This is a genomic window from Bradyrhizobium sp. HKCCYLRH3073 (assembly GCF_051167995.1).
In the GTDB taxonomy this organism is placed as follows: Bacteria; Pseudomonadota; Alphaproteobacteria; order Rhizobiales; family Xanthobacteraceae; genus Bradyrhizobium.
In genome coordinates, this window is record NZ_JBNPUD010000003.1 from 579,594 (window position 1) to 592,359 (window position 12,766).

General features: G+C 64.1%; 8 protein-coding genes. 5 read left to right on the forward strand and 3 right to left on the reverse strand.

Features of this window, described 5'->3' with window-relative positions; all coding sequences use genetic code 11:
• The first annotated feature begins 380 nt into the window (after window positions 1-380).
• Both ACQR1X_RS10340 and ACQR1X_RS10345 read left to right on the forward strand, forming a co-directional pair.
• Window positions 381-6,560: a HAMP domain-containing protein gene (locus ACQR1X_RS10340; RefSeq protein WP_315800421.1), complete on the forward strand. Its 6,180-nt coding sequence runs from the start codon at window positions 381-383 to the stop codon at window positions 6,558-6,560.
• A gap of 13 nt (window positions 6,561-6,573) precedes the next feature.
• Entirely contained in the window at window positions 6,574-8,067 is a 1,494-nt protein-coding gene (locus ACQR1X_RS10345; protein WP_316178950.1) for an HWE histidine kinase domain-containing protein, read from the forward strand.
• Between the two features lie 14 nt (window positions 8,068-8,081).
• Here ACQR1X_RS10345 and ACQR1X_RS10350 read toward each other — a convergent pair whose 3' ends face one another.
• Window positions 8,082-10,364: an FdhF/YdeP family oxidoreductase gene (locus ACQR1X_RS10350; protein WP_316178650.1), complete on the reverse strand. Its 2,283-nt coding sequence runs from the start codon at window positions 10,362-10,364 to the stop codon at window positions 8,082-8,084.
• A gap of 288 nt (window positions 10,365-10,652) precedes the next feature.
• On the reverse strand, window positions 10,653-11,213 hold the full coding sequence (locus ACQR1X_RS10355; protein ID WP_315799894.1) for a type 1 glutamine amidotransferase domain-containing protein: 561 nt from the start codon (window positions 11,211-11,213) through the stop codon (window positions 10,653-10,655).
• A 166-nt stretch (window positions 11,214-11,379) separates the two neighbouring features.
• Here ACQR1X_RS10355 and ACQR1X_RS10360 point away from each other — a divergent pair, with 166 nt between their 5' ends.
• A complete protein-coding gene (locus ACQR1X_RS10360) occupies window positions 11,380-11,736 on the forward strand; it encodes a hypothetical protein (RefSeq protein ID WP_316178948.1) in 357 nt (118 codons plus the stop codon).
• A gap of 80 nt (window positions 11,737-11,816) precedes the next feature.
• Here ACQR1X_RS10360 and ACQR1X_RS10365 read toward each other — a convergent pair whose 3' ends face one another.
• Window positions 11,817-12,050, reverse strand: coding sequence for a hypothetical protein (locus ACQR1X_RS10365; RefSeq protein ID WP_315799892.1), 234 nt, complete (start codon window positions 12,048-12,050; stop codon window positions 11,817-11,819).
• A gap of 95 nt (window positions 12,051-12,145) precedes the next feature.
• On the opposite strand from ACQR1X_RS10365, the gene ACQR1X_RS10370 reads away from it, so the two are divergent.
• Complete coding sequence (locus tag ACQR1X_RS10370) at window positions 12,146-12,337, forward strand: DUF3072 domain-containing protein (protein WP_315799891.1); 192 nt, start codon at window positions 12,146-12,148, stop codon at window positions 12,335-12,337.
• A gap of 131 nt (window positions 12,338-12,468) precedes the next feature.
• On the forward strand, window positions 12,469-12,756 hold the full coding sequence (locus ACQR1X_RS10375) for a hypothetical protein (RefSeq protein ID WP_315799890.1): 288 nt from the start codon (window positions 12,469-12,471) through the stop codon (window positions 12,754-12,756).
• Window positions 12,757-12,766 lie beyond the last annotated feature (10 nt).

Consider the following 12,766-nt stretch of genomic DNA (forward strand, 5'->3'; position numbering starts at 1 on the left):
GACTGAGCTACCGATCTCGACCCGCGGTTCTCCGACGGCGTCTCTTCGTTGTTCCATGGAAACGGCCGTCCTCGTTGGCAGTTAAATCCTTTGGAACCCTTTTGCTGGAGGGGAGTTGAGGTGCTTGTGCCAGCAGAAGCCGGTTCCATAAGCCTTAGAAATCGGCGTCCCGGCTTGATTTGGATAGTTGCGGCGGCTTGTATGCCGCCGGCTATACGAATCTCGGATTCTTGCTGGCAGGCGGTCTGCCACGGGGGAACTTGATGAGCGATGTCGATTCTGCTGCCGGTCCGATGCCCCTGCGCCAAGGGTTTGGTCGCCAAGGCAACGGAGCCGAGGCGGCCGATGCCAGCCAGGATCTGCTCCGTGTCCTCCAGGCGATGCGTTCCGGAGATTTCTCCGTGCGCATGAGCGGCGACTATCTCGGCATTGACGGCAAGATCGCCGACACGTTCAACGAGATCATTGCAGCCAACGAGCGGATGGCGCAGCAGCTCGAACGCGTCGGCCAGGTCGTGGGACGGGAGGGAAAGACGCGCCAGCGCGTGCGATTCGGCATTGCCAGCGGCTCCTGGGCGGACATGGAGAGCTCGATCAACACGTTGATCGACGATCTTCTATGGCCCACCCGCGAGGTGACGCGCGCGGTCGCCGCCGTGGCCCAAGGCGACCTCCTGCAGACCGTGAAGCTGGACGTCGATGGGCGGCCTCTGGGCGGCGAGTTCCTGCAATCGGCGACCATCGTCAACACGATGATCAAGCAGCTCAGCGTCTTCACCTCCGAGGTGACGCGCGTGGCGCGCGAGGTCGGCACCGAGGGCAAGCTCGGCGGCCAAGCCCAGGTTCCCGAGGTCACGGGCGTCTGGAAGGACCTGACCGAGAGCGTCAACTCGATGGCCAACAACCTCACCGGCCAGGTCCGCAACATCGCGGAGGTGACGATCGCGGTGGCCAATGGCGACCTGTCGAAGAAGATCACCGTCGACGTGCGCGGCGAGATCCTGCAGCTGAAGGAAGCCATCAACACGATGGTCGATCAGTTGCGCTCGTTCGCCTCTGAGGTGACGCGCGTGGCGCGCGAGGTCGGCACCGACGGCAAGCTCGGCGGCCAGGCGATCGTTCCCGGCGTTGCCGGCACCTGGAAGGACCTCACCGACTCCGTCAACGCGATGTGCGGCAACCTCACCGCTCAGGTCCGCAACATTGCCAACGTCACCACTGCGGTCGCTCGCGGCGACCTGTCACGCAAGATCACGGTCGACGTGCGCGGCGAGATCCTGGAGCTGAAGGACACCATCAACACGATGGTCGACCAGCTCAACGCCTTCGCCTCCGAGGTGACGCGCGTGGCGCGCGAGGTCGGCACCGAGGGCAAGCTCGGCGGCCAGGCGCAGGTGCCGGGCGTTGCCGGCACCTGGAAGGATCTCACCGACAACGTGAACTTCATGGCGTCGAACCTGACGGCCCAGGTCCGCAACATCGCCGACGTCGCGACCGCCATCGCCAGCGGCGATCTATCAAAGAAGATCACGGTCAACGTCTCCGGCGAGATCCTTCAGCTGAAGGAAACGCTGAACACGATGGTCGACCAGCTCAACGCGTTCGCCGGCGAGGTCACGCGCGTCGCCCGCGAGGTCGGCACCGACGGTCGGCTCGGCGGCCAGGCCAACGTGCTCGGCGTTGCCGGCACCTGGAAGGATCTCACCGAGAGCGTCAACTCGATGGCGTCGAACCTGACGGCGCAGGTCCGCAACATCGCGGAGGTGACGACCGCCGTCGCCAATGGCGACCTGTCCAAGAAGATCACCGTCGATGTGCGCGGCGAGATCCTGGAGCTGAAGGACACCATCAACACGATGGTCGACCAGCTCAACGCCTTCGCCGGCGAGGTGACGCGCGTGGCGCGCGAGGTCGGCACCGAGGGCAAGCTCGGCGGCCAGGCCATGGTGCGCGGAGTCGCCGGCACCTGGAAAGATCTCACCGACAGCGTCAACTCGATGGCCTCGAACCTGACCGGCCAGGTCCGCAACATCGCGGAGGTCGCCACCGCCGTCGCCAAGGGCGACCTGTCGAAGAAGATCACGGTCAACGTCTCCGGCGAGATCCTTCAACTGAAGGAGACGCTGAACACGATGGTCGACCAGCTCAACGCCTTTGCTGGCGAAGTCACCCGCGTGGCGCGCGAGGTCGGCACCGACGGCAAGCTCGGCGGCCAGGCCGAGGTGCCCGGCGTCGCCGGCACCTGGAAGGACCTCACCGACAGCGTCAACTCGATGGCCGGCAATCTGACCGCCCAAGTGCGCAACATCGCCGAGGTCGCAACCGCCATCGCCGGCGGCGACCTGTCGCGCAAGATCACGGTGGACGTCCGCGGCGAGATCCTGAGCCTCAAGGAGACGCTGAACACGATGGTGGATCAGCTCAACCGCTTCGCGGGCGAGGTGACGCGCGTGGCGCGCGAGGTCGGCACCGAGGGCCGGCTCGGCGGCCAGGCCAACGTCCCCGGCGTCGCCGGCACCTGGAAGGATCTCACCGACAGCGTCAACTCGATGGCCGGCAATCTGACGGCCCAGGTCCGCAACATCGCCGAGGTGACCACGGCCGTGGCGCGCGGTGACCTCTCCCGCAAGATCACCGTGGACGTGAAGGGCGAAATCCTCGAGCTGAAAAACACCATCAACACGATGGTGGACCAGCTCAACGCCTTCGCGTCCGAAGTGACGCGCGTCGCCCGTGAGGTCGGCACCGAAGGCAAGCTCGGCGGCCAGGCCGAGGTGCCCGAAGTCGCTGGTACCTGGAAGGACCTCACCGACAGCGTCAACTTCATGGCCTCGAACCTGACCGCGCAGGTCCGCAACATCGCCGAGGTCGCGACCGCCATCGCCGGCGGCGACCTATCGAAGAAGATCACGGTCGACGTGCGCGGCGAAATCCTGCTGCTCAAGGACACCCTGAACACGATGGTGGAGCAGTTGCGCTCGTTCGCGGCCGAAGTGACGCGCGTCGCGCGCGAGGTCGGCACCGAGGGCCGGCTGGGCGGCCAGGCCGTTGTGCCCGGGGTCGGCGGCACCTGGAAGGATTTGACCGACAACGTCAACCTGCTCGCGGCCAACCTGACCACGCAGGTCCGCAACATCGCAGAGGTCACCACCGCGGTGGCGCGCGGCGACCTGTCGCGCAAGATCACCGTCGACGTGAAGGGCGAAATCCTCGAGCTGAAGAACACCATCAACACCATGGTCGATCAGCTCAACGCCTTCGCCGGCGAGGTGACGCGCGTGGCGCGCGAGGTCGGCACCGAAGGCAAGCTCGGCGGACAGGCGCAGGTGCCGGGCGTTGCCGGCACCTGGAAAGACCTCACCGATACCGTGAACTTCATGGCCGCGAACCTGACCGAGCAGGTCCGCGGCATCGTCAAGGTCGTGACCGCCGTCGCCAACGGCGATCTCAAGCAGAATCTCACGGTCAAATCGAAGGGCGAGGTCGCAGCGCTCGCCGACACCATCAACAACATGACGGAGACGCTGGCGACCTTCGCCGACCAGGTGACGAGCGTGGCCCGCGAGGTCGGCGTCGAGGGCAGGCTCGGCGGTCAGGCCAACGTGCCCGGCGCGGCCGGCACGTGGAAGGACCTGACCGGCAACGTCAACCTGCTCGCGGCCAATCTGACGTCCCAGGTGCGCGCTATCGCCGAGGTCGCGACGGCCGTGACCAAGGGCGATCTCACCCGCTCCATCCAGGTCGATGCCCGCGGCGAGGTGGCCGAGCTCAAAGACAACATCAATACGATGATCACCAATTTGAGGCTCACCACCGACCTCAACACCGAGCAGGATTGGCTCAAGACGAACCTCGCCAAGTTCACCAACATGCTGCAGGGCCAGCGCGACCTGACCACCGTCGGCCGCCTGCTGCTGACCGAGCTGACGCCGCTGGTGAACGCCCATCGCGGCGTGATCTATCAGGTCGAGACTGAGTCCGCGCCACAGCTGCGCCTGCTCGCCTCATACGCCGATGACGGCATCTATCCTCACCGGACGCATGTCCAGTTCGGCGAGGGCCTCATCGGGCAATGCGCGATCGACAAACGCCAGCGGCTGGTCTCGGAGATCCCAGCCGACGTCATCCCCGTGGGCTCCGCCCTGCTCCGCGCCGTCCCGAAGAACCTCGTGGTGCTGCCGGTGTTGTTCGAGAACCAGGTCAAGGCGGTGATCGAGCTGGCGTCGCTCAGCCCATTCACGACGTCGCAGATGACGTTCCTCGAGCAGCTCACCGACTCCATCGGCATCGTGCTCAATTCGATCGAAGCCACGATGCAGACCGAGGGACTGTTGAAGCAGTCGCAGCAGCTCGCCGCGGAGCTTCAGACCCAGCAGCGCGAGCTGCAGCAGACCAACGAACAGCTCGAGCAGAAGGCGCAACAGCTCGCCGAGCGCAACGTCGAGGTCGAGCGCAAGAACCAGGAGATCGAGCAGGCCCGCCGCGCGCTCGAGGAAAAGGCGACCGAACTCGCGCTGACATCCAAGTACAAGTCCGAGTTCCTCGCCAACATGTCGCACGAGCTGCGCACGCCGCTCAACAGCATCCTGATCCTCGGCCAGCAGCTGACCGAGAATCCGGACGGCAATCTCACTCTCAAGCAGGTCGAGTTCGCCCGCACCATCCATGGCGCCGGCACCGACCTGCTCAATCTGATCAGCGACATCCTCGATCTCTCCAAGATCGAGTCCGGCACCGTGACGGTCGATGCCGAGGAGATCCTCACCACCAACCTCCTGGATACCGTGGGACGTCCGTTCCGCCACGAGGCAGAAAACCGCCTGCTCGCCTTCAACATCGACGTCGACCCGAACCTGGCCCGCAGCATCGTCACGGATTCCAAGCGCTTGCAGCAGGTGCTGAAGAACCTGCTTTCGAACGCCTTCAAGTTCACCGCCGAAGGAGGGGTGCGCTTGAAGGTGTCTGCGGCGCTCGGCGGATGGAGCGCAGAACATCCGGTGCTCAACACTGCGCCGGCCGTGATCGCGTTCGAGGTCTCGGACACCGGCATCGGCATTCCGCAAGACAAGCAGAAGCTGATCTTCGAGGCGTTCCAGCAGGCGGATGCCGGCACGAGCCGCAAATATGGCGGCACCGGTCTCGGGCTCGCGATCAGCCGCGAGCTCGCCAACCTCCTGGGCGGCGAGATCCATCTCAAGAGCGCCCCCGGCAAAGGCAGCACCTTCACGCTCTATCTGCCGCTCAAATATTCAGGTCCCGCAACGACGCCGCGCGTCAGTCCCGCATCGCCCGTTCCCTACGTTCAACCTCCAGCCCTGCAGCAAGCGGCCGCGCCGGAGCGCGGGATCGAGCCGCCGCCGGACGATCGTCTCGATCTCGAACCCGGCGATACGATCCTGCTCGTGGTCGAGGACGATCCACACTACGCGCGCGTCCTGATCGACCTCGCGCGCGATAAGGGCTTCAAGGTCCTGATCGCCGGCCGCGGCGCCGAAGCGCTGGATCTCGCCAAGCAGTATCAACCAGCCGCGATCTCTCTGGACGTCTTCCTGCCGGATATGCTCGGCTGGACCGTTCTGAGCCAGCTCAAGCATAATCCGCTGACGCGGCACATCCCGGTGCAGATCATCACGCTCGACGAAGACCGCCAGCACGCTTTGGCGCGTGGCGCCTTCTCCTTTGTCAGCAAGCCCACGACAACAGAAGGCGTCAGCGCGGCCCTGTCGCAGATCAAGGAATACGCCAAGCCGCGACGCAAGCGGCTGCTGATCGTCGAGGACAACGCGGCCGAGCAGCTCAGCATCCGCCAGCTGTTGGATCACGACGACATCGAGATCATCGCGGCGGATACGGGAGCTGCGGCGCTCGATACGCTGCGTAGCGCCCCGTGCGATTGCGTGGTTCTCGATCTCCGGCTGCCCGACATGAGCGGGTTCGACGTCCTCGATCAATTGCGCTCCGACGAATTCTTGTCGAGCGTTCCGGTGGTCGTCTTCACCGGGCGGGAATTGTCGGCCGAGGAGGATGCGGAACTGCATACGATGGCGCGGAGCATCGTCGTCAAGGGCGTGGAATCGCCGGAGCGGCTGCTCGACGAGACGTCGTTGTTCCTGCACCGTGTGATTACGGAACTGCCGCTCGAGAAGCAGCGCATGCTCGAGAAGCTGAACAGTTCCGACGAGGATCTGATCGGCAAGACGGTGCTGCTGGTCGACGACGACGCCCGCAACATCTTTGCTCTCTCCAGCGTGCTGGAACGCCGCGGCATGAAAGTGCTGACGGCGACCACCGGCAGCGAAGCGATCGACCTGGTGCAGAGCAATCCTGCAATCGCGATCGTCCTCATGGACATCATGATGCCGCAGATGGATGGTTATCAGACGATCGGCGTCATTAGGCAAAACCCCGCCTTCGTCCGGCTCCCCATCATCGCGTTGACCGCGAAAGCCATGAAGGGAGACCGCGAAAAGTGTCTCGAGGCCGGCGCCTCCGATTATCTGGCAAAACCCGTCAACACCGAGCAGCTGCTTCTTGCGATTCGCATGTGGCTGCACCGCTGAACGGCTCATCATGATGGAACATGCGAAGGTCAACATCCTCCTGGTCGACGATCAGCCGGCGAAGCTGCTGGCCTACGAGGTCATCCTGAAGGAACTCGGCGAAAACCTCGTAGTCGCCACCTCTGGTCGCGAGGCGCTCGAAATTCTGTTGAAGAACGAGATCGCCGTGATCCTCGTCGACGTCTGCATGCCTGAGCTCGACGGTTTCGAGCTGGCGCAAATGATCCGTGAGCATCCGAGGTTCCAGAAGATTGCGATCATCTTCATCTCCGCCATCCAGGTAAGCGACTTCGATCGCCTGCGTGGTTATGAGATGGGCGCCGTCGATTACGTGCCGGTTCCCGTCGTGCCGGAGGTGCTGCGCGCCAAAATCAAGGTCTTTGCCGAGCTCTATCGCAAGACACGCGAGCTCGAACATCTGAACCTTGAGCTGGAGGACCGGGTACGGGCTCGCACGGCCGAGCTTGAGCGATCAACAGCAAAGCTCGTCGAGAGCGAGCAGCGTCGGAGCATGGCGATCGCGGCCGGCCGGATGGGCTCATGGGACTGGGACGGTGTCAATGGCGACTGGATGTGGGACGAGGGCCAGTACCGCATCTTCGGCGTCACGCCGCAGAACTTCGAGCTGAACACCGTGAACATCATGGCGCTGCTGCACCGGGAGGATGCCGAGCGCGCCCGCCAGGTGGTCGCGGAATTCAGCCGTGGCACGGCTTCGTATGAGGCTGAGTTCCGGATCAACCGGCCCGATGGCGAAGAGCGGTGGTGCGTTGGAACGGCCGCGGCGACCACCGACAGGACTGGCCGCGTGATCCGCGTCAGCGGGGTCACGATCGACATCACCGAGCGCAAGCGCGCCGAGGAACGACAGAACCTGCTGACCCGCGAGGTCGATCATCGTGCCAAGAATGCGCTGACCTTGGCCCAGTCGATCGTGCGGCTCACCAAGGCGGACAGCGTGAAGACCTATGTCAACGCGGTAGAGGGGCGCATCAGCGCACTGGCCCGCGTTCACACCATCCTCTCGCTATCAAGCTGGGAAGGTGCGAAGATAAGCAGGTTGGTGGCCGAAGAACTTGCACCCTATGCACCGGGCGGCCAGGTCGCCTTTGACGGTGCCGAGCTGCAACTCGAGCCTGCGACCGCACAGACGCTGGCGTTGGCGCTGCACGAGCTGGTGACAAACTCGGCCAAATACGGCGCGCTGTCGGTCCGCTCCGGACATCTCTCGGTCAAATGGACCATCGAGGATGAGCGCCTGGATCTGATCTGGATTGAAACCGGCGGTCCCTTGGTGCGCGCACCGACCTCGCGCGGCTTCGGCACGCGCAGCCTGATGGCCAGTGTGGAAAGCCAGCTCGGTGGGCGCGCCTCCTTCGACTGGCGTCCAGAGGGATTGGTGTGCCGGCTGGTCGTCCCGCTCCGCCCCGGCGCGACCCCGCCGGAGATCACGAGCCCTTGCGCAACGGCGGCGCCGGGCGACGCACGACAACGGGCTGCGGGCTGACCGCCCCGGATAGCTCAGGCCATGTCGCGCGAGATCCGGACCGGGATCGACTTGGCGGCGGGCACCTTGCTGCCCTCCGCATAGTGCCATAGCGGAATCAATCCGTTGCATTCGGGGTAGTAGGCCGCAACGCTGTAGCGCGGAATGTCGAACGCCACTGCCTGGAGCCCGCCCAGCGAGCGCTCCACGCCGTCATCGGCCTCGGTCGAGAGCCGAACCGGCTCGCCCTGCTTGATGCCCAGATCAGCCATGTCGCTCGCGTTCATGAAGACGATCTGACGGCCTCCGGTGACGCCGCGAAACCGGTCGTCCTCGTTGTAAATGGTGGTGTTGAACTGGCCGTCGGCGCGCAAGGTCATCAGCTGATACACGCCATTGCCTTCCTCCGGAGGATTGAGCGCCGCCTTGGGCACGGTGAAGTTCGCCTTGCCGGTCGGCGTCTTCCATTTGCGTTCGCGGGCGCCAAGCGGCCGCGGAAAGCCGCCGGGCTCAAACAGGCGCTTGTTGAAGTCTTTGAACTGCTCGGGATAGGTCCGCTCGATCGCGTCTCTGACGCGCGCATAGTCGCCCACCCAGGCATCCCAGTCGACGTGCGGATTTGGCTTCAGGGTGGCCTTGGCGAGACCGGCGACAATGGCTGGTTCGGACAACAGGGTCTCGGCGACGGGTTGGCGCTGCCCGCGCGAGCCGTGAATGCAGGTGGTGGAGTCCTCCATCGAGACCGCCTGATCTCCGCTGGCCTGCCGGTCGATTTCGATGCGGCCGAGGCACGGCAGCAGATAGGTCACCTCGCCTGCGACGATGTGGCTGCGATTGAGCTTGGTTGCGATCTGCACAGACAGCCGCAGCTTCGACCACGCCGGCTCCATCAGCGAACGTTCCGGGACGGCGCGCAGGAAGTTGCCGCCGAGACTGATGAAGCCCTTCACGTCGCCCTTGATGATGCCCTGGCAGGCATCCACCGTGCTGAGACCGTCCCATCGCGGCGGCTCGAAGGAATAGAGATCGGCCAGTTTGTCGAGTGGCACCAGCTTGGTCTTCTCGGAGATTCCCACGGTGCGCTGACCCTGCACGTTGGAATGGCCGCGGACAGGCGAGATGCCGGCCCCGGGCTTGCCGATATTGCCGCGCAACAGCAGGAGATTCACGATCATCTTGGCCGTCTCGACGCCATGCCGATGCTGGGTAATTCCCATGCCGTAATTGGCGATCACGGCGTGCGAGTTCGCGTAGACCTTGGCAGCCTCCAGGATGGCGGCGCGCTCGAGGCCGGAGGACCGCTCGATGTCGCTCCACGACGCCTGCCGGCAGAAGGTCGCAAAGGCCTCGAAGCCGGACGTGTGCTGCTCGATGAAGGCGACATCCAGCACACGTGGGCTCTTCGTGGCGATCGCCGCGTCATCCGCCTCGATGACCGCCTTGCACAATCCGAGCAGCGCCGCCCCATCTCCGCCGACGCGCAATTGATGATATTGTGTGCTGATCCGCGTCCCGCCGGTCAGCACCATCTGAATCGGGTTCTGCGGATCAGTGAAGCGCTCCAGCCCCCGCTCACGCAGCGGGTTGAAGGTGATGATGGGTACGCCGCGTTGCGCCGCCCGCTGCAACGGATGCAGCATGCGCGGCGAGTTCGTCGTCGTGTTCTGGCCGAAGAAAAATATGCAATCCGCTCTATCGAAATCCTCCAGCAGCACCGTGCCGACGGGCACGCCGATCACCTCAGGCAGCGCTACCGACGTCGACTCGTGGCACATGTTGGAGCTGTCGGGAAAATTGTTGGTGCCGTACATCCGGCCGAACAGCTGATACATGTAGCTCGTCTCGAGCGAGGCCCGGCCCGACGTGTACATCACGACCGACCGTGGATCGAGCCTGTTCAACTCCGCCCCGATGTCGCGGAAGGCCTCGTCCCAGCTCACGGCAACATAGCGATCCGCCGCAGCGTCGTAGCGCATGGGATGAGCGAGACGCCCCTGCTCTTCGAGCTGATGATCCGACCAGCCTCGCAACTCTGTCAGACTGTGCCGAGCAAAGAACTCCGGTCCGACGGTCTTGCCGGTGATTTCCCACGCGGTCGCCTTGGCGCCATTCTCGCAAAATTCGAACGGGTGCGGCTTTGCCGGCTTGGCCCAGGAGCAGCTGACGCACATGAAGCCGCCCGGCTTGTTCTGTTTCAGCAGGATCTCGCTGCCAAGCAGCGTCACCTCCTCCTGCGTCAGGATGCTCGCGACCGCGTGCACCGACCCCCAACCGCCAGCCGGAGATTTGTAGTCCTGGATTTTTGCCTTCTCGCTCACGACGCATCTCCGCGGCCTGGTCAAAAGCGGCAAACCCGGGATGAGCAGCGAAGTTCCGATTCCTCACTGAACCTTGCGAGGCTATCATCGAAGTCACGCGGGCGAAGGGCCGAACATAGGAATTAGGAACGACCCAGCCCGCCGCGAGTCATGTCCGTGCCTCTGGCGGCGTTCCCCCATCTCGCTGGAGGCACTCCGTGTGGACTGCGGCCCAGCGTTCGACCCCTCGGGCGCTGGGCCTGTCCCTCCTGAGGTAGCCGGGATTTCTCCCGGCTTCCGATCTCAGCTTCAAGCCGCGCTGCGCTTGAGATGGCGGCCTTCCCTGACCTCCTCGATGATCTTGGCGCTGAAGGCTTCCAGATCGCCGGGATTGCGCGAGGTGATCACGCCTTGATCGACGACGACCTCCGCGTCCTGCCACTGCGCGCCGGCATTGGCAACGTCCGTCTTGATCGATTTGTACGACGTCATTTTGCGCCCCTTGGCGATGCCGGTCTCGATCAGGAGCCACGGCGCATGACAGACCGCCGCGACGATCTTCTTGGCTTCGAAGATCTCCTTGATGAACCGCAGCGCCTTCGGCTCGAGCCGCAACAGATCCGGATTGATCTGGCCGCCCGGCAGCACGACGGCGTCGTAGTCCGCAGCAGAAGCCTGGTCCAACGTCTTGTCGACCTTGACGGGCCGTCCCCAATCCTTCTCATTCCATCCCTTGATCTCGCCCAGCGCGAGCGAGACGATCTCGACGGTCGCGCCCGCCTGCTTGAGGCGATCGCGGGGCACTTCGAGCTCGGATTGCTCGAACCCGTTGGTTGCGAGGATCGCGATCTTCTTTCCCTTGATATCCATTGAACTCTCCTGGCCATTCGCACCGCGGGCAACCTCCCGCTGGCGGGCATGTTCCACCTGGAAAGCGCGAGGACCGTCACAACTGGTCAATCGCTTGACGCTCTCCCGGGGGGTGGAACCAGCCCGCACGTGCCGCAGTTTGTTGGACGTCCCTGCCTTGAAATGGATGGGCGGCGTCGGGCGGCACGGCATCGCTGCGTCGGCGGATCGCAATCTGGAGGCGCTCGTGCCCTACGCATTGTTTGAGAATGACGAACAGATGACCCGCCCGTTTCGCACCGAGCGCGAGGTCTGGGAGGCCGCGGAACAGGCCGATCTCATCACGTTCGGCACGCATGGCGAGAAAATTCTGGACAACAATTTCGAGATCAAATCATGCGAGGCCACTCCGGAAGAGCTGACGGCCGTACCGCCGGACATCGTATTGCCCGAAGCTCACACGCCCCATGTTGGCGAGCGGCACGGGACCGCCGACCCACCTTTGCCCTCGCTGCCCAAGCCAAGGACGCGGACCTCGTCATAACCGGGCGCGGACCCGCCATGGCCGTCTCGGCGAGCTGAATACCGACGAGCAGCGGATCGCTCGACCTTGTCGCCGGAATGTCATGCGTGCCGGGCTCCTCTCTGCCTGGGAGGCAGCCTGCTCGCCTCTTCCAGCTTGAGCTGCTCGCGTTGTTGCCGCAGTCCCTCGAGCGTTCCCAACATCCGCTGCAACAGCGCTTCGGCCGCCGCCGCCGGCACGCCGGCCCGCCGCAGTTGCACGATTTCGCGACGCTGCCGCCCGACCTGAAGGCGCAGACGGTCGATTTCGGCTCGAACCAGATCGAGATCGCGCATGGAGCCCCCCTCAGACGATGATCATTACACCATAGAACAAAATGGGAACATTCTGCAAGCTGGCGCATTGAGCCCGCCAAGAACGGCAGAGCCCCATGGCTGAACGGCTGCAGAAAGAACCCGAGGACTGGGGTTCCGGAGCCGATCCGATGACCGATGCCCACGCGTCCTGCTTGAAGACGCTCAGCGAGCAGGCCGGTCGCCCTGCCCCCACGCAAGCGGAGATGACGAAGGCTGAAGCGTCCGAACTGATCGATGAGATGAGACGCGCCGCGAGGTTGGATTGAGCTGGCCAAGTTCAAGTCATCGAGACGATGATTCGGCAGATCGGTATTCCGATGTTGCCGATGCCGGGCCTAGGCTGTCGCGAATCAGAAATCGGTCGTTTAGTCTTCGCGGCATTTCGCGGGAGTCCACCATGGTTGCGGACAGTGACAGCAAGGTTGCCTGGCATCGCGCCCAGCTCAAAAAGAATCGTGCTGCCTTGAAGCAGATTGAGACGGCGCGGTTCACGGTGGGCGAGAGCGCCGATGCGAAGGCGCTCGAACACACCAAGCGGCAGGTCGCGGAACTCCAGCTCAAGATACGCGAGTCCGAGCACCTCATTGCCCAGCACGACAAACAAGTACGACGCCCGCTGGCGACCGACCTGAGAAGCCTCTCGAACGTCGCCTGGCGCAACTGGACCGGCAACGGCCCGCGCTGAGGACTCGCGC